We start from the raw sequence: 20,976 nt of genomic DNA, 5'->3' as shown, positions 1-20,976 counted from the left end.
TCGCGGTGGTGTCAAGGGTGGAGTCCGCGACGATCACCCCACCTTCCCCCGGACGATACGATCGTGAACTGAACGAGGTCCGCACCGCGGGTGTCCACCGAGGTCGCCGGACCCCACCCGCCCGGTCCCGACCAGGAGGTCGCTCGATGCTCGGCACCACAACCCGCACCCGTGTCCTGCGCACCGCGGCCCTCGCGCCGTCCGCCCGCAACACCCAGCCGTGGGTCCCCCGGTTCACCGCCGACGGCACCGCGATCGACCTGGGCGTCGATGCCTCCCGCACCCTGCCGGTCTCCGACCCCGACCACCGCGACCTCCACCTGGGCCTCGGGGCGTGGATCGAGTCCTGCGCGATCGGTCTCGCCGCCGAACGCCTGCGGCCGGAGATCACCGCGGTCACCGGATCCGGCGCCGACCTCCTCGTGCGGCTGGACATTCGCGACACCGGCGTCCGCCGGCACCCCTTCACCCCGCACGACCTCCACCACCGGCAGGTCGACCGCGGCCCGCTCGCCCCGGACGAACGCCGTCTCTCCGCCGCACTGGAGGACTGGGAGGAGGACCTGGCCGCGCTCGGCGCCAAGCCATCCAGTCCCCTCGACCTCGGGGTCACCCTCGTACCGGAGCCGCTCTGGGCCCGTGCATCGGGAGCGGCCACCTCCGCCGAGCCCGCCGAGGCGCCGGTCCCGTCGCCTGCTTCCTCCAACGGCCCGGTGGTCCCTGACGACCCCGCAGGAGCCGCCCTCGCCGAGACCCTCGACTGGCTCCGTCTCGACCCGTCCGACCCCGCATACTCCGAGGACGGCCTCACCGCCGAGTGCCTTCGCATCCCGCCCCTCGTGGCCCGCCGGCTGGCGCCGCTCCTCGCCTCCGCGCGCGATTCCCGGGACATCCGGACGGGCCTGGCCGAGGTCCTCGGACCGGTCCGGTCGGCGACCGGACGCCTGGGTGCCGCCCTCCGTGCCCGCACCGCCCGCGGCGTCGACCCCCGCGCCTGGTCGAAGGTCGAGTCCCTGCGCGATCCCCGTTCCACGCGGAACCACCGGGCGATCCCTCATCGCCTCGTGTTCCACTCCCCCGCTCCCGAGGCGCCCCTCGACCCCGCCACACAGCTGCAGTACGGCCGGGCCCTCCTCCGCCTGTGGCTGCGGCTGTCGCGGGAGGACGTCCGGGTACACCCCGACTCGGGCATCACCCGGGCACCGGCCGCAGCGGCCCTGCTCGCCCGTCACGTCCGGGTGCGGACCGGGCAGGAACGCACGCCACTGCTCGCCTTCTCCGCCGGGAGGACTGTGTCGCAGGCGGTGCCGAGGGCGCCTCGGCGGCGGGTCCCCGCCCAGGAGGACTGAGCTTGTAGGAGAACTGAGCGGGTCAGCTCGGTTCGACGGATCCGATACCGCTGTTCGCCGCGGGCACGGGTGCCGGGATCCCCCTCGACCGGAGTGCGGAGAGCGCCGCGTTGTACCCGCACATCCCGTGGGCCCCGGCCCCCGGTGCGGTCGCCGCCGAGCACAGATACGCCCCCGGGACGCCGAGCGCGTAGGGATCGAGTGCCGGGCGGGGACGGAACAGGAGCTGGAGGGCGTCGTTCGCGCCCGTCGTGATGTCCCCGCCGACGTAGTTGGGGTTGTGCGCCGCGTGCTCGGCCGGGGTCCGCACGTGGGTCGCGACCACCCGGTCCCGGAAGCCGGGGGCGAAACGTTCGATCTGGGCGAGGACCGCCTCGGTCGCGTCCCCGGTGTACCCGGCGGGCACGTGGGCATAGGCGTCGATCGGGACGGGACCGGACGCGTCGGCACCACCCGACACCCGCGAGGGGTCGGCCAGGTACTGCTGCCCGAGGAGGACGAAGGGACGCTCCGGCATCCTGCCCCGGGACACGAGCGCCTCGGCCGCGGCCGTCTCCTCGTAGGCACCGCACAGGTGCAGGGAACCCGCACGGCGGGCCGGTGCGTAGGTCCACGGGATCCCGCCCTCGACGGCGAGGTGGACGCTGTACGCACCGGGGCCCTGAAGGAACTTCCCGAGGGCGGACCGGATCCGGGTGGGCACCCGGTCGCCGAGCACCCGGAGGGCGGTGCCCGGGGAGGTGTCGAAGAAGAGCAGATCCGGTCGTGTCCCGTCGGCCGTCGTCACCTGGTCGAGGGAGTCGACGTGGACGCCGGTGACGACCCGCCCTCCCCGCTGTTCGAGGGCGGAGACCATCGCCCGGCTGATCGCCCGGGAACCGCCGACGGCGACCGGCCAGCCGTAGGTGTGCGCGGCGGTGCCGAGCACCATGCCGATCGCCGCGGAGAACAGGGAGTCGAAAGGCCGCCACGTGTGGGCGGCCATCCCGGCGAAGAGCGCGCGGGCCTCCGGGGTGCGGAAGAGCCGGGCGACGGCGGCGGCCGGCAGTCCGGCGAAGACGCCGAAGTGGACGAACTCCACCGGATTCGTGGGCACGTGGACCATGGGCCGCAGGAAGTCCTCCGCGAAGGCCGGGAGCGACCGGGACAGGGGCGCATAGACCCGCCGCCACGTGTCGGAATCGTCGTGGAGGTACCGCGCGGTGGTGTCGACGGAACGCCACACCGCAGCCCCCGAGTCCGGGCTGTCGCCGTCGAGCGGGTGGGCGTACTGCACCTCGGGGAACGCCCATTCGAGGCCGTGGGCACCCAGGTCGACGAGGCGGGAGAACGGGGTGTCCAGGGCGAGCGGGTGGGCGCTCGAGCATTCGTCGTGCAGCAACCCCGGCACGGTGAGCTCGGAACTGCGGGTGCCCCCGCCGGGGACGTCGGCCGCTTCGAGAACGGTCACGTCGACCCCGGCGGAGGCGAGTGTCACGGCGGCGGCCAGCCCGTTGGGGCCGCTGCCGATCACGGTGGCGGTCGTCATGCGTCGAGTCTCTCAGATCGCCGTGGACGGGACGCGGTGCCCGGAGCGCGGAGACAGTTCCGGCCCCGTGAATCGGTTTGGCCCCCTGAGATGGGCATCTCAGGGGGCCAAACCGATTCACGGGGCCAGGACCGGCCTTGGACCGGCGCGACCGCCGATCAGTCAGCGGGAAGCGAGGATCACTTGTCCTCGGTCTTCTCCTCGGCGGTGTCGGCAGCAGCCTCGTCCGCGACGGTGCCGCCGGTGGCGTCGGCCGCGGCCTGGGCCTCATCCTCCTGCGCACCGGACTCGACGTCCGCCTCGACGACGGGGGCCTCGTCGGCCTCCGTGGCGGCGACCTCGGCGACCTTCTCGGCCTCCTTGACGGTGGCCTGCTTGGGCGAGTAGGGCTCGAGCACGAGCTCGATCACGGCCATCGGCGCGTTGTCACCCTTGCGGGGGCCGATCTTCGTGATGCGCGTGTAGCCACCCGGACGCTCGGCCATGACCGGAGCGATAGAGGTGAACAGCTCGTGCACGATCCCCTTGTCGGTGATCTGCTGGAGCACGCGACGGCGGGCGGCGAGGTCACCCTTCTTGGCGAAGGTGATGAGACGCTCGGCGACCGGGCGCAGGCGCTTGGCCTTGGCGACGGTGGTCTTGATCGACTTGTGCTCGAACAGCTGCGAGGCCATGTTGTTGAGCATCAGCCGCTCGTGCGCCGGGGAACCACCCAGGCGGGCGCCCTTGGTAGGCGTAGGCATGTCTTTTCTCCTTGACGTTTCTTAGAGCTGCTCGTCCTCGACGAAGGACATGTCGTCCTCGGCGGAGTCGTACAGGGCGACGGAGTCCTTGAGCGTGAGGCCCAGTTCGTTGAGCTTCAGCTTCACCTCGTCGATCGACTTCGATCCGAAGTTACGGATGTCCATGAGGTCGGCCTCGGAGCGTGCCACGAGCTCACCCACGGTGTGGATGCCCTCGCGCTTGAGGCAGTTGTAGGAACGAACAGTGAGATCCAGGTCTTCGATGGCGAGAGCCAGATCCGCAGCAAGCGCGGCGTCGACCGGCGACGGGCCCACCTCGATGCCCTCGGACTCCGGGTTGAGGTCCCGGACCAGTCCGAACAGCTCGACGAGGGTGCCGCCGGCGGAGGCGATCGCATCGCGCGGGGCGATGGACGGCTTGGTCTCCACGTCGACGATGAGTCGGTCGAAGTCCGTGCGCTGTTCCACACGGGTGGCCTCGACCTTGTAGGTCACCTTGAGCACCGGCGAGTAGATGGAGTCGACCGGGATCCGGCCGATCTCCGCGTCGGCGTTCTTGTTCTGCTCGGCGGAAACGTAGCCACGACCGCGCTCGATGGTGAGCTCCATGTCAAGGCGTCCGGTCTCGTTGAGCGTCGCGATGTGCAGCTCCGGGTTACGGATCTCCACACCGGCCGGCGCGGAGATGTCCGCGGCGGTGACCTCACCGGGTCCCTGCTTGCGCAGGTACGCGACGACGGGCTCGTCGAAGTCCGAGGTGACGACCAGGGACTTGAGGTTCAGCATGAACTCGGTGACGTCCTCCTTCACACCGGGAACGGTGGTGAACTCGTGGAGGACGCCGTCCACGCGGATGCTGGTGACAGCAGCACCGGGGATCGAGGACAGCAGGGTGCGACGCAGCGAGTTGCCGAGGGTGTAACCGAAGCCGGGCTCCAGCGGCTCGAGAACGAACCGTGAGCGGTTTTCGGAGACGACCTCTTCCGTGAGCGTGGGGCGCTGTGCGATGAGCACGTGGGCTTCCTTTCGGCGAGCATCCGCTATATGACGCTCGCATGCAATAGGTGAGTACGACTACTCGTAAACGCTTGCGGTGGATGTGAGGCCGACGGGCCACGACCCCCGTGCGGGGACCATGGCTCCGACGGTCGATTCGTCAGCCGCGGCGACGCTTGGGCGGACGGCAGCCGTTGTGGGCCTGCGGCGTCACGTCCTGGATGGTGCCCAGCTCGAGGCCGGTGGCCTGGAGCGAACGGATCGCGGTCTCACGACCGGAACCCGGGCCCTTCACGAAGACGTCGACCTTCTTGAGGCCGTGCTCCTGCGCACGACGTGCTGCCGACTCGGCAGCCATCTGTGCGGCGTAGGGCGTCGACTTACGCGAACCCTTGAATCCGACCTCACCCGAGGAAGCCCAGGAGATGACGGCACCCGTGGGGTCCGTGATGGAAACGATGGTGTTGTTGAAGGTGGACTTGATGTGCGCCTGGCCTGCGACGATATTCTTCTTGGCCTTGCGACGTCCGGTGCGCGCAGCTGCGCGTGACTTGGGAGGCATACTGTGTCTCTACTCCTGAAACCCGAGGATTACTTCTTCTTACCGGCGACGGTCCGCTTCGGACCCTTGCGGGTGCGAGCGTTCGTCTTCGTCCGCTGGCCGCGGACGGGGAGGCCGCGCCGGTGACGCATGCCCTCGTAGGACCCGATCTCGACCTTGCGGCGGATGTCGGCGGCGACCTCACGGCGGAGGTCACCCTCGACCTGGAAGGTGCCCTCGATGTAGTCGCGCAGCTGGACGAGCTCGTCGTCACTCAGGTTCTTCACGCGGGTGTTCGGGTCGATCCCGGTCTCGGTCAGGGTCTGGCTCGCACGAGTGCGGCCCACACCATAGATGTATGTCAGGGCGATTTCCACGCGCTTCTCACGCGGGAGATCTACTCCGGCAAGACGTGCCATTGGTGATTCTCCATGTGTTGTGTATCGGAGGTACTTGCTCAGACCTGTTCCCGGCGGTACTGCTTCTCCGTCGGGTCCCCGGCCTCCGAGCCGAGGGTGTCATCCTGGCGTTCACCCGGTCCGCATCCCGATCACGAGGACCGGTGACGTGGTGGGCCGTCAGGGGGCGAGGTCTGCTTGGGTGTGGTGCTCACACCGACGTGAACCCGGCGCGTCGTGTCCACGGTTCCCCGTGGGTGACGTGCCGGCCTCTCACCCGTGCGAACGGATCTGCCTCAAGTGGCCGATCAGCCCTGTGCCTGCTTGTGGCGCGGGTTGTCGCAGATGACCATCACGCGCGACTTGCGGCGGATGACCTTGCACTTGTCGCAGATCTTCTTGACGCTGGGCTTAACCTTCATCGTTATTCCTTCTTCTCACCAGGAGACGCCCACCGGATGCGGATGACCCGGAGGGCGTACGACTGCGTGAGATGTCGAAAAGATCTTTACGAATTACTTGTACCGGTAGACGATGCGTCCACGGGACAGGTCGTAGGGAGACAGCTCCACGACGACACGGTCCTCGGGCAGGATGCGGATGTAGTGCTGCCGCATCTTTCCGGAGATGTGCGCGAGCACCTTGTGACCGTTGGTCAGCTCCACCCGGAACGAAGCGTTCGGGAGGGCCTCCACGACGGTCCCCTCGATCTCAATGACCCCTTCTTTTTTGGCCATATCGTTCGTTTACCCCGTTTTCCCGCAGCACGTGGCCGCGAATCGTGTGTCACGCCCGACCGTGAGGCATCACCGGGGTCCCGATGATCGGTCGCGCGTACGTACCGGCGGCCCGTCACCGATCGACACCCACACGGGGCGCCCACTGGTCACAAGCCAATCATCCACTGTACACGTCTTCCGCCCCGTCTTCCACCCGATGGTGTATTCTGCCGGATCCGCTGCATCACATCCGCGCACCCGGCCCCGCACTCCGGTGTCCGTCCCGCTTCGGTGTCCGTCGCACCGCGTACGGTGGCAGCGTGCCCCTCCTCCCCGCCCTCCGTGCACTCCGCCACCGCCCCGGTCGCCGTCGCCGGGTCCGCGCCGCGCACTCCGCGCTCACGGCGCTCCTCACCCACGCCGCCGAGGCGCCCCGGGACCTCACGCCGTACCGCGCGGATCTCGGCGCGGTCGATCTCCTCCTCCGCTCCGACCCGGGGGCCGGCCCCACGCTCCTCGACCTCCTGGCCGACGACGCGGAGGTCCACGTCTCTCCCGCGACCTGGTCCACGCTCCTCGCCCGGGTCCCCTCGCTCGAACCACGCGGCCGCGGCGGTCGCCCCACGGTCCCCGTGCCCGACCGCCGCCACCCGGCCCGGCCGAACGGTCAGGCCGAGGGGAAGGCCAGGGCGCCTCGGCGGACCTGGGTGCGGCAGGGTCGACTGGGCGACTGCTGGTTCGTCGCGACGCTCGCCGCCTGCGAACACGCGGCACCGGGATTCGTCGCCTCGCTCGTGACCCGGCGGGACGACGGGCTGGTCGACGTCCGCCTCCACACCCCGGCGACACGCACGATCACCGTCTCCGACCGGGTGCCACGTCGCCACCGTGCGGGCGACCGGGCGCTCCGCCCGAACGCCGCGAGCCTGGTGGAGAAGGCCCTGGCCGTTGCGATGGGCGGCGACTACCGCAACACGCAGGGGAACTTCGCCGCGGTGGCCCTGTGGGTGCTCACCGGTCGGGCCGTCCTCACCCGGCCGGTACCCCGCTCACTCGACGTGATCGCGCGTGCACTGGAGGAGGGCAGGCCGGTGCTCGCCTCGACCCTCGTGCGTCCCGGCGGCTCCTTCCTCGTCCCCCGTGAAGACGACCCGGCAGGTGCGCACGCGGTGATGGACGGGCACGTCTACGTCGCCCGCCGTGTGCTGCGGTGCGACGAGGACGGACGCACGCGCCCCCGGCGGTCAGGCCCGGGGACGGCGGGGGTCGTGACGACGCGGGTGCACTTGCGCAATCCGCTCGGCGGGAAGGAAGGGACCGGGAGACCGGGGAACCCGCGCCGGACGGACCTCTATCTCTCCGCCCGCCAGTTCCGTCGCGCCTTCCTCAGCGTCGACATCGGCCCCCGGCTCACTCCCTGAGGTAGCTCCCTATTCCACTGTGCGCAGATTGGCGTCCGACCCACGGGAAAACGCCAAACTCCGCACAGTGGATTCCCGGGCCCCGGCGCGTGGGACCTCAGCTCGACAGGCCCAGGGACTTTCCCGTGTTCAGGAGCGCTTCCTCCAGGATCGGGCGAGGTAGGGCGAAGTTCAGGCGCATGCACCCGGTGACGTCGGCGCCGCAGAGCCCACCGTTCGTGTAGGAGACCTTCGCCTCCGTCATGAGGAACTGGTGGAGCGACCGCGTCCCGTCCTTGGTCGACAGGTCGAACTCGGCAGCGGGCCCGGTGATCTCCGCTCCGCGCAGATCCAGCCACCCGATGTACGTCCCGTCCGGCACGTCGTAGCGCACGCCGGGCAGGTGTGAGGCGACGAGCTCGGCGATCCGCCGCCGGTTCCCGTCCAGGTAACCCCGCACGTCGTCGAGCCACGCGCCACCCTCGCGGTAGGCGGCGATCGTCGCGAGCAGTCCGGGGTTCGCCGCCATGTGCGCGTAGAAGGTGCCCTTCTGCTTCCACACGGCCAGGTCGTCGTCCGTGTGGAAGAGGATCTGCGCGCACTTGAGCCCCGGGAGGTTGAAGGCCTTGCTCGCGGCGGTCGCGGTGACGGTGTGCCCGGCGTTCACCTCATTCACAGAGGCGTAGGGGACGTGCCGCCCGCCGGCGTACACGAGCGGTCCGTGGATCTCGTCGGAGAACACCCGGGCGCCGTGCGCCTGGACGATCCGGCCGATCCGCTCGAGTTCCTCGGCCGTGTAGACCTTGCCGATCGGGTTGTGCGGGTTCACGAGGACGAGGAGTCCCCCACCGTCGGCGAAGGCACGATCGAGGCCCTCGTAGTCGACCCGCCAGACCGCCGAGGCGCCCTGTGTTCCGTCCTGCGCCGCACCCTCACCCGGCTCGTCCCGAAGCATCGGCACCTCGACGATCTCCCGGTCGTGGAGGCCCGGTGTGATGAAGAAGGGCATGTAGGCCGGCGTCATGAGGACGATCTTCGAGCCCGGGGCGCTGTAGAACCGGATCGCCATCTCGAAGGCGGTGAGGACGTCGGGCAGGGAGTCGATGTGCGTGGTCGGCACCCGGAAGCCGGAGTAGTCGGCGTAAAAATCACGCGTGGCCGCACGCATGTCGGCGTAGAGAGATTCGGGCGCGTACCCGTAGAGGTCGCGGGCGTCGAGGATGTCGAAGGACTTCCGCACGGGATCGGCGACGCCGAAGTCCATCTCCGCGATGTGCGCGCCGATGGTGTCCGGGTACGTCGACCACTTGTTCGACCCCTTGGCCCGGAGTTCGTCGGCGGTGAGGGCGTCGAAGGGATGGGAGGAACCTGTCGGAGAGGACATACGGGACCTTTCGGTATGGGGAACGAGGGGGTCCGGGGTGCGTTCGCCACGGAGGCTACCGCCTCACGGCACCACGGCGGCCCCGGATCGTTCCCACCTCGTAAGAATCGTCCACGATGCGGACGTTTGTGGGTGCAGCCCTGGCGTTCCCGGTGAAAACATGGTGAACTCTATCTCAGGCGGCGGTTGTATACACCCCCTCGAGTCCCGGATTCCCCGCATGAGCAGTACCCCTCGGGACGCGTGACATCCCCAGCACATACGACCGCCGCCTCCTCCTCCTCCGTGATCTGACCGTCTCCTCCGTGATCTGACCGTCGTATACAGTCCCCTCATGACGACCTCCCGGCCACCGCTGCGTCTCGAACGCCGTCACTGGCTGCTCGCCGCCGCCCAGATGTTCGCCGGGATCGGGACGGCCGTCGGCTTCGCGGTCGGTGCCCTCCTCGCCGAGGACCTCACCGGCAGCACCCGGTTCGCCGGATTCGCCCAGACCGCCTCCGTGCTCGGCGCCGGGCTCGCGGCGGTCCCCCTCGCCCGGTTGGCCGCCCGTCGCGGCAGGCGGGCATCCCTCACCCTCGGGTTCGCACTCGCCGCGCTCGGCGCCGCTGTCGTCGTCGGCTCCTCGACCGCACACCTCTGGCCGGGATACTTCCTCGGCATGGCGCTCGTCGGGGTCGGCACCGCCACCGGCCTCCAGGCCCGCTTCGCCGCCACCGACGGTGCCCCGACCGTCACCCAGGGTCGGCTCATGTCCTTCGTGGTGTGGGCACAGACCGTCGGCTCCGTCCTGGGCCCCATGCTCTCCGAACCCGGCGCCGCACTCGGTCACCTGCTCGGCGTCCATCCCCTCGTCGGCCCATTCGTCGTCACGACCGCGGCCTTCGGCCTCGCCGTCCTGTGCACCGCTGTTCTCCCCGGTCGCCGCGCGCTCCCCTCCCCCGCCGCACAGCCGACGCCCACCGCCGGTCGGGGCGTGGGCATCGGCGAGGCAATCCGGACCGTTTTCGCCTCACCGACCGCGCTGCTCGGGTTCACCGCGGTCGTCACGGGGCACATGATCATGGCGTCGGTCATGGTGATGACGCCGCTCCACATGCACCACTCCGGTCACACCATCGGCCTCGTCGGGATCGTCATCAGCGTCCACACCCTCGGCATGTACGCGTTCTCACCCCTCGTCGGCTGGCTGGCCGACCGGTGGGGTCCCGGCAGGGTCGTGGGACTCGGGTGCCTGGTCTTCGTCGCCGCGATCGGTCTGGGACTGTGGGACTCCCTCGCGCACGCCTCGTCGCTGCCCCGGATCTCCGCGTCCTTGTTCCTGCTCGGCCTCGCCTGGTCGTGCACGCTGTTGGCGGGTTCGACTCTCACGTCACAGGGCGTGCCCGACTCCCACCGCACCACCGTCCAGGGCGTCACCGACGCGAGCATGAACTACGGCGCCGCGATCGTCACGGCCGCCGGCGGGCCGCTGCTCGCAGCCGGCGGATTCCTCTGGATCAACCTCATGGCAGCCGCGGTGCTCGTCCTCCTCATCGCGGCCGGTGTCCACGCGGGCTTCGGCACCCGCCGCTGAAGCCACTCCCGTCGAGCGTACGCTCAGCGGTGCAATTCCTCCCCCGAATCCGCCATCGACCGTACTCTCGATCCCCCGACCCACTTGATCCCCTCGGCCACGACGAAGACGCCCAGCGCCAGCACGCCCGTGAGCAGCCAGGACCGCAACGGCAGCACCGTGGTGCCGAACAGCGCGTGCATGAAGGGCGCGTGGACGAACACCAGCTGCAGCACGAGCATCGCCGCGCACGAGACCCACAGCACCCGGTTGCCGGTGAACACCCGCCGAGTGAAGGAACTGGCGTCCATGAACCGGCAGTTGAATAGGTACGCCATCTGCCCGATCCCCAGCATGTTCACGGCGGTCGTGCGTGCCTCGGCGAGTTCCACCCCGCGGCCGAGCTCCCAGTAGAACAGCGCCACCGTCACCCCGCCGATGAGCGCCGACACCGCGAGCACCCGCCCCAGGAAGGCCGCCGACAGGAGGGGCGCCTCGGGATCGCGAGGCGCCCGGTCCATGATCCCACGCTCCGCCCGTTCGTTCGCCAGCGCCAGGGACAGCGTCACCGCGGTCACCATGTTGATCCACAGCACCTGTACCGGCTCCAGGGGCAGGGTCAGCCCGCAGACGACGGCGAACAGCACGACGAGCGACTGCGCCCCGTTCGTCGGCAACAGGAACAGGACCGACTTCCGCACGTTGTCGTAGATCCGCCGCCCCTCCTCGACGGCCGCCCGGATCGTCGCGAAGTTGTCGTCGCCGAGCACCACGTCGGCCGCCTCCTTCGTCACCTCCGTCCCCTTGACGCCCATCGCCACGCCGACGTCGGCCTGCGTGAGCGCCGGTGCGTCGTTGACACCGTCGCCGGTCATCGCGACGACCTCGCCGTGGTGCTGCAGCGCCCGGACGATCCGCACCTTGTGCTCGGGGCTCGTGCGCGCGTACACGTCGACCTCCCGGACGACGCCCTGCAGCTCCACGTCGTCCATCTCCTCCAGGTCCGCGCCCGTGAGCACCGGCGTGCCCGCGCCCCGCACGAGTCCCATCTCCCGCCCGATCGCCAGCGCGGTCCCGGCGTGGTCCCCGGTGATCATCTTCACCGCGATCCCGGCCCGCCGGCAGTCGTCGATCGCGCGGATCGCCTCGGGCCGCGGCGGATCGACGATCCCCACGAGCCCCACCATCTCCAGGTCGTCGCCGAGTCCGGTGTCCGTGAGCACCTCCTCGTCGTGCCGCGCCCGCCTGCGCGCGGCGGCGAGCACCCGCAGGCCCCGGCCGCCCAGCTCGTCGATCCACGCCGTCCACATGTCGCGGTCCACCGCCGCCGAGGCGCCCTGCCCGTCCACCTGCCACGTGCACCGGGCGAGCACCCGGTCGGGGGCTCCCTTGAGCAGCACCCACCGGTCGGCACCGGAGTTCGGTCGGACCTCCCGGGAGCCCTGCGGGTCGCCCGGATCCACGCGGGGTCCCGGTTCGACGAGCACCGCCTGGTACTTGGTCGCGGAGGAGAAGGGCAGGACGGAGGACCGGCGCTGGCCTGCCGGGTCGAACCACAACTTGGGCCCGAGCACCGCCAGTGCCCCGTCGGTCGGCGACCCGACGAGTTGCCAGTCCGCGCCGTCCCGGGTCACCTGGGCGTCGTTGCACAGCACCATCACCTGGGCGAGTGCCGCGAGGTCGGGCCGGTCGGAGGCGTCGACGTGGTCACCGGCGAGTTCGACCTCGCCCTCGGGTGCGTACCCCAGGCCGCGGACCACGAACTCGGCCGCCGTGGTCCGGATGGTCCGGGCGGTCATCTCGTTCTTCGTGAGGGTGCCCGTCTTGTCCGAACAGATCGTCGTCACCGACCCGAGGGTCTCGACCGCCGGCAGCTTCCGGGTGATCGCCCGCCGCCGGGCCATCTGCTGGACCCCGAGTGCGAGCGTGATGGTGACGAGCGCGGGCAGCCCCTCCGGCACGGCGGCCACGGCGAACCCGATCGCCGCGGACACCAGCTCACCGGCCGGCCAGTCGTGGACGAAGGTGCCGACGAGCAGGATGCCGACGGCCAGGCCGACGATCGCCAGCGCCAACCGGGTGCCGAACCGTCCGAGTGCCTTCGACAGCGGTGTCTGCAGCGACTCGACCTCGGCGATCATCGACTGGATCCGTCCGATCTCCGTGGCCGTGCCCGTCGCGGTGACCACACCGAGACCGGAGCCGACGAACACGAGAGTGCCGGAGAACAGCATGGAGGACCGGTCGCCCGTCCCCGCCTCGGCCGCGACCGGTGCGACGTCCTTCTGCGCGGCGGTCGATTCCCCGGTGAGCGCCGACTCCTCGACCTGCAGGTCGTGGGCCTCCAGCAGCCGGATGTCGGCGGGCACCCGGTGTCCGGCCGACACCCGGACGATGTCACCGGGGACGAGCACCTCGGCGGGGAGGTCCCGCCACTGCCCGTCGCGGCGCGTGTCGGCGTGGGACGTGAGCATGCGGGAGATCGCGTCGAGCGCCTTCTGTGCCCGGCCCTCCTGGACGAGCCCGACGGCCGCGTTGACGAGCACGACCGCCACGATCACGGCGAGGTCCACCCAGTCACGGAGTACGAGCTTGGCCAGGGCGCTCGCGAGAAGGATGTAGACCAGGACGTCCTGGAACTGTGCGAGGACGCGACGCCACCACGGCGTCCGCGTGGCGGTCTCCAACCGGTTGGGACCGTGCGCGGCCAGGCGCGTGGCCGCTTCCGACTCGTCGAGGCCGGACTCCCCCACCCCGAGGTGCGCGAGGACGTCGGTGGGAGGGAGGCTCCAAGGCGCCTCGACCGCGGGCCGGGGCGCCCCGGGAGCGGTGGAGTGGGAGTTGGGAGAGGACGAGGGGGTCGACGCGAGGGCCACGACGTGCACCGGCTTCCGTGGAGAGGCGTGGATGTGTACCCGTCCAGGCTAGGCAGGGACGACGTGCTCCGACAGAGGTAACTCTCTGCAGATCACCGGCGTCTCGGTCCGTGGCAGACGTGGCCGACGACGGGGTGCCGGGGTACGGGCGGCGTTCAGTCCAGCGCGACGGGGGTGACGCCGTACTTCGCCAGGCGTTCCTCGCCACCGTCGGGTTCGGTGAGCACCCAGATCCCCTTCGAGTGGCGGGCGACGGTGAGCTCCCAGTGGCTGGCGCGGGAACCGTCCTTCGTCACGACTGTCCAGTCGTCGGGCAGGGTCTCCGAGGCGGGCTCGCCGAGGGTGAGCATCGGTTCGATGCACAGCACCATGCCCGGCTTCACCTTGGGACCGAGGTTGCGGGCGGCGTAGTTGAGGACCTCGGGCTCCATGTGCATCTCGGTGCCGATCCCGTGACCGGTGAAGTCCTCGACGAGCCCCAGGTCCGGTGCCGTCTCCATGACGTGGTCCTCGATCGCCATGCCGATCTCGCCGACCTTGGTGGCCCGTGCGAAGGCCGCGATGCCCGCCCACATGGCCTCCTCGGTGACGTCGGAGAGGCGCTGGTCCTCGGGGCGAGCGACCTCCGGGCCACCGCACACCATCGTGAAGGCGGAGTCCCCGTGGTACCCGCCGACGATCGCACCGCCGTCGATGGAGACGAGGTCACCGGCCTCCAGGACGGTGTCGTCCGGGATGCCGTGGACGATCACCTCGTTCGGGGAGACGCACAGGGTGCCCGGGAAGCCGTGGTAGCCCTTGAAGTTCGAGCGGGCGCCTGCGGCCCGGATCGCCTCGGCACCGGCGGCGTCGACGTCGAGGGTCGTGGCACCCGGCACACAGGCGGCACGTGCGGCGTCCAGAACGGCCCGGGTCACGAGACCGGCCTTGCGCATGGTGCGGATCTGGTTGTCGGTCTTGAGCTGGACGCGGGTGCCGAACATGGCGGTGACTCCAATGGTGAGATCGGTGGGAAACGAGCGACGACCCCGGTCCACGGTGGGTGGGCCGGGGTCGTCGGAAGGACGCTGTGCGGGTCAGTGGTCGGTGGGAAGCCGACCGCCCGCGGGGATCACTTGCCGAGGGCGGCGAGGATCCGGGCGGTGACGTCCTCGACCTCGCCCAGGCCGTCGACCTGCTTGAGCAGGCCGCGCTCGGCGTAGACCGAGGTGAGTGGCTGGGTCTGCTCGGCGTAGACCTCGAGGCGGTGACGGATGACGTCCTCCGTGTCGTCGGCGCGGCCCTGGATCTTGGCGCGCTCGAGGAGGCGGGAGACGACCTCGTCGGTGTCGGCGGTGATCTCGACGACGGCGTCGAGCTCGGTGCCGAGGCCCGAGAGCATGGAGTCGAGCTCCTCGACCTGGGCCTGCGTGCGGGGGTAGCCGTCGAGCATGAAGCCCTCGGCGGCGTCCTCCTGGGCCAGGCGGTCACGCACCATCGCGTTCGTGACGGAGTCCGGCACGTACTCGCCCTTGTCCATGTACGACTTGGCGGTCTTCCCCAGTTCCGTCATCTCCGCGACGTTGGCGCGGAAGATGTCGCCGGTGGAGATCGCCGGGACGCCGAGGCGCTCCGTGAGGCGGGTGGCCTGCGTTCCCTTGCCGGCGCCGGGAGGGCCGATGAGGATGATGCGTGCGGACATGCGTGTCCTTCCTGGTTGGGACGGTGGCGGCCAGTCTAGCCGTGCGGTGGGTCACGTCGTCGTCACCGCCCGCGCAGTGGGACCGCCGGGGATGTGCCTGCTCCGGTGTGGCCCGGGCGGACCCGACCACACCGGAGCAGGCGGTGGGGTCAGCGGAGCAGGCCCTCGTAGTGGCGCTGCTGCAGCTGGGAGTCGATCTGCTTGACAGTCTCCAGACCGACACCCACGACGATGAGCAGCGAGGTCCCGCCGAACGGGAAGTTCTGGTTGGCGTTGATGAGCACGAGCGCCACGAGCGGCAGCATGGCGATGAAGGCCAGGTACAGCGAGCCGGGGAACGTGATGCGCGTGAGCACGAACGACAGGTACTGCTCCGTGGGACGACCGGCCCGGATGCCCGGGATGAAGCCGCCGTACTTCTTCATGTTGTCCGCGACCTCCTCCGGGTTGAAGGTGATCGCCACGTAGAAGTACGCGAAGAAGATGGTCATGAGGAAGTACACGACCATGTAGATCCAGCTGTCGCCGGTGGCCAGGTTCTCGTTGATCCACAGGACCCAGGCCGCCTCGGGATCGCCGAACTGGGCGATGAGGGCCGGCAGGTACAGCACCGAGGAAGCGAAGATGACGGGGATGATGCCCGCCTGGTTCACCTTGATCGGGATGTAGGTCGAGGTGCCGCCGAACATGCGACGGCCCACCATGCGCTTGGCGTACTGGACGGGGATCCGGCGCTGCGACTGCTCGACGAAGACGACGAGCACGACGAGGGCCAGGCCCACGATGAGGACGATCGCGAAGATGTCGACGCCCTGCGTCTGGAAGATCGAGGCGAAGGCCGCCGGGAAGGCGGAGACGACGGCGGTGAAGATGAGGATCGACATGCCGTTGCCGACGCCGCGCTCGGTGACCTGCTCACCCATCCACATGATGAGGCCGGTGCCCGCGGTGAGCGTGAGGACGATGATGCCCACACCCCACCAGGTGTCGTTGACGAGCAGGTCGTTGCAGCCCGCGACGTTGCCGAACAGGGCGCCGGTGCGGACCGTGGAGACGAGCGTCGTCGCGTTGAGCAGGCCCAGACCGATGGTGAGGTACCGGGTGTACTGCGTGAGCTTCGCCTGGCCGGAGGCGCCCTCCTTGTGGAGCGCCTCGAAGCGCGGGATGACGACGCGCAGGAGCTGCACGATGATGCTCGCGGTGATGTAGGGCATGATGCCCAGCGCGAAGATCGACAGCTGGAGCAGCGCCCCGCCGGAGAACAGGTTGATGAGCCCGAAGGCGCCCTGCTGCAGCTGCGGCGATGCCACGCATTCCTGGACAGCGACGTAGTCGACGCCCGGCGCCGGGATGTAGGACCCCATGCGGTACAGCACGATCATCGCCAGGGTGAAGAGGAGTTTGTTCCTCAGGTCAGGCGTCTTGAAGGCCCGCCCAATAGCGCCGAGCAAGCGTCCTCCTGGAGTCGGTGTGGTGCGGGTCATGCCGGGATGTGGACACGACGGTGCACAGCGGGAGTGGAAATACCTGATGCACTTTATCAGGGGTTCGAACGGTCCCAGGACACAGGGGACGTCCAGGGAGAGCGGGACGGGTACGGACCCGACCCTTCCGGACGCGCAGGGACGTCCGGACACGCCGGAGGGCGACCACCCATGACGGGTGATCGCCCTCCGAGGTCGTCCTGCACGGACCGGCCGGCCGCAGCCTGTCGGTCCCCGCAGGAGCGGGACATCAGGCCGCGGTGGCCGTGCCGCCCGCAGCCTCGATCTTCTCGATCGCGGATGCGGAGAACTTGTCCGCGGTGATGTCGAGCTTCACGGTGATCTCACCGGTGCCCAGCACCTTGACCGGCTGCTTCGCACGAACCGCGCCCTTGGCGACCAGGTCCTCGACCGTGACGGTGCCACCCTCGGGGAAGAGGGTCGACAGCTTGTCGAGGTTGACGACCTGGAAGGTCACCTTGTTCGGGTTCTTGAAGCCGCGCAGCTTGGGAAGGCGCATGTGCAGCGGGGTCTGACCACCCTCGAAGCCGTGCGGCACCTGGTAACGGGCCTTGGTGCCCTTGGTACCGCGACCGGCCGTCTTGCCCTTCGACGCCTCACCACGACCCACACGGGTCTTCTTGGTGTTGGAGCCGGGGGCCGGACGCAGGTCGTGGAGCTTCAGTGCGCTCTCTTCTGCCATGTCAGTCCACCTCTTCGCACGTGACGAGATGGCGAACGGTGTTCACCATGCCACGGATTTCCGGACGGTCTTCCTTGATGACGACGTCGTTGATCCGCTTGAGGCCGAGCGTACGCAGGGTCTCGCGCTGGTTCTGCTTGCCGCCGATCTTGGACTTGATCTGCGTGATCTTCAGCTTCGCCATCAGGCCTTCGCTCCCTCCGCGGCACGCAGCAGGGCGTGCGGTGCCACCTCGTCCACGGGGAGGCCACGGCGAGCCGCGACCTGCTCCGGACGCTCGAGACCCTTGAGCGCGGCGATCGTGGCGTGCACGATGTTGATCGCGTTCGAGGAACCGAGCGACTTCGACAGGATGTCGTGGATGCCTGCACAGTCGAGGACGGCGCGGACCGGACCACCGGCGATCACACCGGTACCCGGAGCGGCCGGACGGAGCAGGACGACGCCGGCAGCGTCCTCACCCTGCACGGTGTGCGGGATGGTCTTGCCGATGCGCGGGACGCGGAAGAAGTTCTTCTTCGCCTCCTCGACACCCTTGGCGATGGCCGAGGGAACTTCCTTGGCCTTGCCGTAGCCGACGCCCACCATGCCGTTGCCGTCACCCACGACGACCAGGGCGGTGAAGGAGAACCGACGTCCACCCTTGACCACCTTGGACACGCGGTTGATCGTGACGACGTGCTCGATGAACTCGTTCTTCTGGTCACGGTCGCCGCGGTTGCCACGGCGGTCGTCGCGGTTACCGCGACCCCGGCCGCGGCGGTCGCCGGACTGGTTGTCCTGCGCGCCGTTGCCCTTGTTGTCGTCGGACACGTTCTGGTCCTTGATCTCTTCGTTGCTCACAGGTCCAGTCCTCCTTCACGGGCACCCTCGGCGACGGCCTTCACACGACCGTGGTAGGCGTTGCCCCCGCGGTCGAAGACGACCTTCTCGATGCCGGCTGCCTTGGCGCGCTCGGCGACGAGCTCGCCTGCCTTGCGTGCCTTGGCGGTCTTGTCGCCATCGAGTCCACGCATGTCGGCTTCCATGGTGGAGGCCGAGACGAGGGTCTTGCCCTCGGTGTCGTCGATGACCTGGAGGAACATGTGCCGGGCGGAACGCGTCACGTTGAGACGCGGCCGCTCGGTGGTCCCGGAGATGTGCTTACGCAGACGGGCATGACGGCGCGCACGAGCGTCCGCACGAGTCTTCCCGCGGGTGATCTTCTTACCGAAGGCCATGATCACTTACCAGCCTTTCCGACCTTGCGACGGACGTTCTCGCCGGCGTAACGGACACCCTTGCCCTTGTAGGGCTCGGGCTTCCGGAGCTTCCGGATGTTGGCTGCCACCTCACCGACCAGCTGCTTGTCGATACCGCTGACCGACAGCTTGGTCTGGCCGTCGACGGCGAAGGTGATGCCCTCCGGCGGCTCGACGGTGATGGAGTGGCTGTAACCGAGGGCGAACTCGAGGTTATTGCCCTTGGCCTGCACACGGAAACCGGTGCCCACGATCTCGAGCTTCTTCTCGAAGCCCTCGGTCACACCGATGATCTTGTTGTTGATCAGAGTGCGGGTGAGACCGTGCAGTGCACGGGACTCGCGCTCGTCGTCCGGACGCGAGACCGTGATGGTCCCGTCCTCCAGGGCGACGGTGATGGGCTCGGCAACGGTGAGCGACAGCTCGCCCTTGGGGCCCTTGACGGTGACGTCCTGGCCGTCGACGGTGACGTCGACGCCGGCAGGAACGGAGATCGGCCTCTTGCCAATACGTGACATTGTGCTTGTCCCCTTTCCTTTACCAGACGTATGCGAGGACTTCGCCGCCCACGCCCTTCTTGGCTGCCGTCTTGTCGGTCAGCAGACCGGACGAGGTCGACAGGATGGCGATGCCCAGGCCACCGAGCACCTTGGGCAGGTTGTTGCTCTTCGCGTAGACGCGCAGACCCGGCTTGGAGACGCGCTTGATGCCGGCGATCGAGCGCTCACGGTTCGGCCCGAACTTCAGGTCGATCGAGAGCTTCTTACCGACCTCGGCATCCTCGACGGTGTAGTCGGAGATGTAACCCTCGGTCTTGAGGATCTCGGCGATGTTGGCCTTCAGCTTGCTGTGCGGCATGCTGACGTCCTCGTGATACGCCGAGTTCGCGTTGCGCAGACGCGTGAGCATGTCTGCGACGGGATCAGTCATTGTCATTGTGGGCTCATGCCCTTCCTCGTCACGGTTTCCTCGCGTGGTACGCGCGGACCTGAGACGTAGTGGATCAGTTGGTCTTGAACGGGAAGCCCAGGTGCCGCAGGAGCGCCCGGCCCTCGTCGTCGGTCTTCGCCGTGGTGACCACGGTGATGTCCATACCACGGACGCGATCGATCTTGTCCTGATCGATCTCGTGGAACATCGACTGCTCGGTCAGACCGAAGGTGTAGTTGCCGTTCCCGTCGAACTGCTGGTCCGAGAGTCCGCGGAAGTCGCGGATACGGGGCAGAGCGAGCGACACGACACGGTCCAGGAACTCCCACATGCGGGCGTTGCGGAGCGTGACGTGGGCGCCGATGGGCTGGCCCTCACGGAGCTTGAACTGGGCGATCGACTTCTTGGCCTTCGTCACGACCGGCTTCTGGCCGGTGATGAGGGTCAGGTCGTTGATGGCGCCCTCGATCAGCTTCGAGTCACGAGCGGCGTCACCCACACCCATGTTCACGACGACCTTGGTGACGGTCGGCACGAGCATCGGGTTGGAGTAACCGAACTCATCCTTCAGCTTGGCGACGATCTCGTCCTGGTACTTGCCCTTGAGGCGGGGCACCGGACGTGCCTGCACGTTTGCTTCGGTCATCAGATGTCCTTCCCGGAGCGACGGGAGATGCGGACGCGGACGGTCTTGGTCTTGCCGTCGCGCTCGACCTCCTCGAGGCGGTAGCCCACGCGGGTCGGCTTGCCGTCTTCCGGATCCACCAGCGCGACCTTGGACGCGTGGATGGGGGCCTCGACGATCTCGATGCCGCCGGCGGTGGCGCCCGATGCGGTCTGCATGGGCTTCTTGTGCTTGGTGACGCGGTTGATGCCCTCGACGAGAACGCGGTTCTCCTCCGGGAACACCTCCAGGACCTTGCCCTGCTTGCCGCGATCGCCGCCGCGATCCTGCTTGGCGCCGCGGATGACCTGGACCAGGTCACCCTTCTTGATCTTCATCTTCGGCATGATCACAACACCTCCGGTGCGAGCGAGATGATCTTCATGAACTTCTTGTCGCGAAGTTCGCGACCGACCGGTCCGAAGATACGGGTACCGCGGGGCTCACCGTCGTTCTTGAGGATCACCGCGGCGTTCTCGTCGAAACGGATGTAGGAGCCGTCCGCGCGGCGGCGCTCCTTCTTGGTACGGACGATGACGGCCTTGACCACATCGCCCTTCTTGACGTTGCCACCGGGAATGGCGTCCTTGACGGTAGCCACGATGGTGTCACCGATGCCGGCGTAGCGCCGGCTGGAACCGCCGAGAACACGGATGGTCAGGATCTCCTTCGCACCCGAGTTGTCAGCGACCTTGAGTCGCGACTCGTTCTGAATCACAGATTTTCTCCTGTCGTCACGTCGGTTCTCGCACCGGGTGCGAGCCTTACGGAACGGATATGGACA

At 68.8% G+C, this 20,976-nt stretch carries 24 protein-coding genes; 3 read left to right on the top strand and 21 right to left on the bottom strand.

Going from position 1 to position 20,976, the window contains the following annotated elements; translation table 11 throughout:
* Positions 1 to 146 precede the first annotated feature (146 nt).
* Complete coding sequence (locus AAD496_RS04135; protein ID WP_349827374.1) at positions 147 to 1,349, top strand: hypothetical protein; 1,203 nt, start codon at positions 147 to 149, stop codon at positions 1,347 to 1,349.
* A 22-nt stretch (positions 1,350 to 1,371) separates the two neighbouring features.
* On the opposite strand, the gene AAD496_RS04130 is transcribed toward AAD496_RS04135, so the two are convergent.
* From AAD496_RS04130 to infA, 7 genes are all read right to left on the bottom strand, one after another.
* Positions 1,372 to 2,877 carry a phytoene desaturase family protein gene (locus AAD496_RS04130; protein ID WP_349827373.1) on the bottom strand — a complete coding sequence of 502 codons (1,506 nt, stop codon included), beginning with the start codon at positions 2,875 to 2,877 and terminating at the stop codon, positions 1,372 to 1,374.
* A 179-nt stretch (positions 2,878 to 3,056) separates the two neighbouring features.
* Positions 3,057 to 3,620 carry a 50S ribosomal protein L17 gene (rplQ, locus tag AAD496_RS04125; protein WP_349827372.1) on the bottom strand — a complete coding sequence of 188 codons (564 nt, stop codon included), beginning with the start codon at positions 3,618 to 3,620 and terminating at the stop codon, positions 3,057 to 3,059.
* Between the two features lie 21 nt (positions 3,621 to 3,641).
* Positions 3,642 to 4,634: a DNA-directed RNA polymerase subunit alpha gene (locus AAD496_RS04120; protein WP_349827371.1), complete on the bottom strand. Its 993-nt coding sequence runs from the start codon at positions 4,632 to 4,634 to the stop codon at positions 3,642 to 3,644.
* 142 nt (positions 4,635 to 4,776) lie between these two features.
* Positions 4,777 to 5,178 carry a 30S ribosomal protein S11 gene (gene rpsK, locus AAD496_RS04115; protein ID WP_349827370.1) on the bottom strand — a complete coding sequence of 134 codons (402 nt, stop codon included), beginning with the start codon at positions 5,176 to 5,178 and terminating at the stop codon, positions 4,777 to 4,779.
* A 29-nt stretch (positions 5,179 to 5,207) separates the two neighbouring features.
* The gene (gene rpsM / locus AAD496_RS04110; protein ID WP_349827369.1) at positions 5,208 to 5,576 is read right to left on the bottom strand and encodes a 30S ribosomal protein S13; all 369 of its coding nucleotides are present in this window, start codon (positions 5,574 to 5,576) and stop codon (positions 5,208 to 5,210) included.
* Positions 5,577 to 5,863: 287 nt separating this feature from the next.
* The gene (rpmJ, locus tag AAD496_RS04105) at positions 5,864 to 5,977 is read right to left on the bottom strand and encodes a 50S ribosomal protein L36 (RefSeq protein ID WP_349827368.1); all 114 of its coding nucleotides are present in this window, start codon (positions 5,975 to 5,977) and stop codon (positions 5,864 to 5,866) included.
* Between the two features lie 93 nt (positions 5,978 to 6,070).
* Positions 6,071 to 6,292 carry a translation initiation factor IF-1 gene (gene infA, locus AAD496_RS04100; RefSeq protein ID WP_019159374.1) on the bottom strand — a complete coding sequence of 74 codons (222 nt, stop codon included), beginning with the start codon at positions 6,290 to 6,292 and terminating at the stop codon, positions 6,071 to 6,073.
* A 302-nt stretch (positions 6,293 to 6,594) separates the two neighbouring features.
* On the opposite strand from infA, the gene AAD496_RS04095 reads away from it, so the two are divergent.
* A complete protein-coding gene (locus AAD496_RS04095) occupies positions 6,595 to 7,695 on the top strand; it encodes a C2 family cysteine protease (RefSeq protein ID WP_349827367.1) in 1,101 nt (366 codons plus the stop codon).
* A 97-nt stretch (positions 7,696 to 7,792) separates the two neighbouring features.
* Here AAD496_RS04095 and AAD496_RS04090 read toward each other — a convergent pair whose 3' ends face one another.
* Positions 7,793 to 9,058: a MalY/PatB family protein gene (locus tag AAD496_RS04090; protein ID WP_349827366.1), complete on the bottom strand. Its 1,266-nt coding sequence runs from the start codon at positions 9,056 to 9,058 to the stop codon at positions 7,793 to 7,795.
* 334 nt (positions 9,059 to 9,392) lie between these two features.
* On the opposite strand from AAD496_RS04090, the gene AAD496_RS04085 reads away from it, so the two are divergent.
* Positions 9,393 to 10,634 carry an MFS transporter gene (locus AAD496_RS04085; RefSeq protein ID WP_349827365.1) on the top strand — a complete coding sequence of 414 codons (1,242 nt, stop codon included), beginning with the start codon at positions 9,393 to 9,395 and terminating at the stop codon, positions 10,632 to 10,634.
* A 23-nt stretch (positions 10,635 to 10,657) separates the two neighbouring features.
* Here the strand turns inward: AAD496_RS04085 and AAD496_RS04080 are convergent, their stop codons facing one another.
* The 13 genes from AAD496_RS04080 to rplN form a co-directional block, all read right to left on the bottom strand.
* Positions 10,658 to 13,498, bottom strand: coding sequence for a cation-translocating P-type ATPase (locus tag AAD496_RS04080; protein WP_349827364.1), 2,841 nt, complete (start codon positions 13,496 to 13,498; stop codon positions 10,658 to 10,660).
* Positions 13,499 to 13,644: 146 nt separating this feature from the next.
* On the bottom strand, positions 13,645 to 14,472 hold the full coding sequence (gene map / locus AAD496_RS04075; protein WP_349827363.1) for a type I methionyl aminopeptidase: 828 nt from the start codon (positions 14,470 to 14,472) through the stop codon (positions 13,645 to 13,647).
* Positions 14,473 to 14,600: 128 nt separating this feature from the next.
* Positions 14,601 to 15,170 carry an adenylate kinase gene (locus AAD496_RS04070; protein ID WP_349827362.1) on the bottom strand — a complete coding sequence of 190 codons (570 nt, stop codon included), beginning with the start codon at positions 15,168 to 15,170 and terminating at the stop codon, positions 14,601 to 14,603.
* Positions 15,171 to 15,319: 149 nt separating this feature from the next.
* A complete protein-coding gene (gene secY, locus AAD496_RS04065; RefSeq protein WP_349827392.1) occupies positions 15,320 to 16,621 on the bottom strand; it encodes a preprotein translocase subunit SecY in 1,302 nt (433 codons plus the stop codon).
* Between the two features lie 283 nt (positions 16,622 to 16,904).
* Complete coding sequence (gene rplO, locus AAD496_RS04060; protein ID WP_349827361.1) at positions 16,905 to 17,357, bottom strand: 50S ribosomal protein L15; 453 nt, start codon at positions 17,355 to 17,357, stop codon at positions 16,905 to 16,907.
* Between the two features lies 1 nt (position 17,358).
* Complete coding sequence (gene rpmD, locus AAD496_RS04055; RefSeq protein ID WP_349827360.1) at positions 17,359 to 17,541, bottom strand: 50S ribosomal protein L30; 183 nt, start codon at positions 17,539 to 17,541, stop codon at positions 17,359 to 17,361.
* Positions 17,541 to 18,170, bottom strand: a complete 630-nt coding sequence (rpsE, locus tag AAD496_RS04050; protein WP_433913718.1) for a 30S ribosomal protein S5 — start codon at positions 18,168 to 18,170, stop codon at positions 17,541 to 17,543. The genes rpmD and rpsE overlap by 1 nt, the downstream gene beginning before the upstream one ends.
* Positions 18,171 to 18,196: 26 nt before the next feature.
* Positions 18,197 to 18,577, bottom strand: a complete 381-nt coding sequence (gene rplR, locus AAD496_RS04045) for a 50S ribosomal protein L18 (protein ID WP_349827358.1) — start codon at positions 18,575 to 18,577, stop codon at positions 18,197 to 18,199.
* Between the two features lie 2 nt (positions 18,578 to 18,579).
* Complete coding sequence (gene rplF, locus AAD496_RS04040) at positions 18,580 to 19,116, bottom strand: 50S ribosomal protein L6 (RefSeq protein WP_349827357.1); 537 nt, start codon at positions 19,114 to 19,116, stop codon at positions 18,580 to 18,582.
* 19 nt (positions 19,117 to 19,135) lie between these two features.
* The gene (gene rpsH / locus AAD496_RS04035; RefSeq protein ID WP_349827356.1) at positions 19,136 to 19,534 is read right to left on the bottom strand and encodes a 30S ribosomal protein S8; all 399 of its coding nucleotides are present in this window, start codon (positions 19,532 to 19,534) and stop codon (positions 19,136 to 19,138) included.
* Between the two features lie 67 nt (positions 19,535 to 19,601).
* Positions 19,602 to 20,174, bottom strand: a complete 573-nt coding sequence (rplE, locus tag AAD496_RS04030; protein ID WP_349827355.1) for a 50S ribosomal protein L5 — start codon at positions 20,172 to 20,174, stop codon at positions 19,602 to 19,604.
* Positions 20,174 to 20,539, bottom strand: coding sequence for a 50S ribosomal protein L24 (gene rplX, locus AAD496_RS04025; RefSeq protein WP_349827354.1), 366 nt, complete (start codon positions 20,537 to 20,539; stop codon positions 20,174 to 20,176). The genes rplE and rplX overlap by 1 nt, the downstream gene beginning before the upstream one ends.
* Before the next feature lie 2 nt (positions 20,540 to 20,541).
* Positions 20,542 to 20,910, bottom strand: a complete 369-nt coding sequence (gene rplN, locus AAD496_RS04020; protein WP_349827353.1) for a 50S ribosomal protein L14 — start codon at positions 20,908 to 20,910, stop codon at positions 20,542 to 20,544.
* Positions 20,911 to 20,976 lie beyond the last annotated feature (66 nt).

This window comes from Brevibacterium litoralis, from assembly GCF_040212315.1.
Taxonomy (GTDB): Bacteria; Actinomycetota; Actinomycetes; order Actinomycetales; family Brevibacteriaceae; genus Brevibacterium; species Brevibacterium litoralis.
The sequence above is the reverse complement of the archived record's forward strand: the minus strand, read 5'-3'. Positions and strand labels throughout refer to the sequence as shown.

Bases quoted from the DNA above. Each gene is read 5' to 3' on its own strand.
- map (WP_349827363.1), bottom strand. From the start codon at position 14,472: ATGTTCGGCACCCGCGTCCAGCTCAAGACCGACAACCAGATCCGCACC.
- rpmJ (WP_349827368.1), bottom strand. From the start codon at position 5,977: ATGAAGGTTAAGCCCAGCGTCAAGAAGATCTGCGACAAGTGCAAGGTC.
- AAD496_RS04130 (WP_349827373.1), bottom strand. From the start codon at position 2,877: ATGACGACCGCCACCGTGATCGGCAGCGGCCCCAACGGGCTGGCCGCC.
- AAD496_RS04070 (WP_349827362.1), bottom strand. From the start codon at position 15,170: ATGTCCGCACGCATCATCCTCATCGGCCCTCCCGGCGCCGGCAAGGGA.
- AAD496_RS04085 (WP_349827365.1), top strand. From the start codon at position 9,393: ATGACGACCTCCCGGCCACCGCTGCGTCTCGAACGCCGTCACTGGCTG.
- rplO (WP_349827361.1), bottom strand. From the start codon at position 17,357: ATGGCAGAAGAGAGCGCACTGAAGCTCCACGACCTGCGTCCGGCCCCC.
- rplQ (WP_349827372.1), bottom strand. From the start codon at position 3,620: ATGCCTACGCCTACCAAGGGCGCCCGCCTGGGTGGTTCCCCGGCGCAC.
- rplX (WP_349827354.1), bottom strand. From the start codon at position 20,539: ATGCCGAAGATGAAGATCAAGAAGGGTGACCTGGTCCAGGTCATCCGC.
- rplF (WP_349827357.1), bottom strand. From the start codon at position 19,116: ATGTCACGTATTGGCAAGAGGCCGATCTCCGTTCCTGCCGGCGTCGAC.
- rplR (WP_349827358.1), bottom strand. From the start codon at position 18,577: ATGGCCTTCGGTAAGAAGATCACCCGCGGGAAGACTCGTGCGGACGCT.
- AAD496_RS04135 (WP_349827374.1), top strand. From the start codon at position 147: ATGCTCGGCACCACAACCCGCACCCGTGTCCTGCGCACCGCGGCCCTC.
- rplE (WP_349827355.1), bottom strand. From the start codon at position 20,174: ATGACCGAAGCAAACGTGCAGGCACGTCCGGTGCCCCGCCTCAAGGGC.
- AAD496_RS04090 (WP_349827366.1), bottom strand. From the start codon at position 9,058: ATGTCCTCTCCGACAGGTTCCTCCCATCCCTTCGACGCCCTCACCGCC.
- rpsH (WP_349827356.1), bottom strand. From the start codon at position 19,534: ATGACAATGACTGATCCCGTCGCAGACATGCTCACGCGTCTGCGCAAC.
- rpsK (WP_349827370.1), bottom strand. From the start codon at position 5,178: ATGCCTCCCAAGTCACGCGCAGCTGCGCGCACCGGACGTCGCAAGGCC.
- rpsM (WP_349827369.1), bottom strand. From the start codon at position 5,576: ATGGCACGTCTTGCCGGAGTAGATCTCCCGCGTGAGAAGCGCGTGGAA.
- rpmD (WP_349827360.1), bottom strand. From the start codon at position 17,541: ATGGCGAAGCTGAAGATCACGCAGATCAAGTCCAAGATCGGCGGCAAG.
- infA (WP_019159374.1), bottom strand. From the start codon at position 6,292: ATGGCCAAAAAAGAAGGGGTCATTGAGATCGAGGGGACCGTCGTGGAG.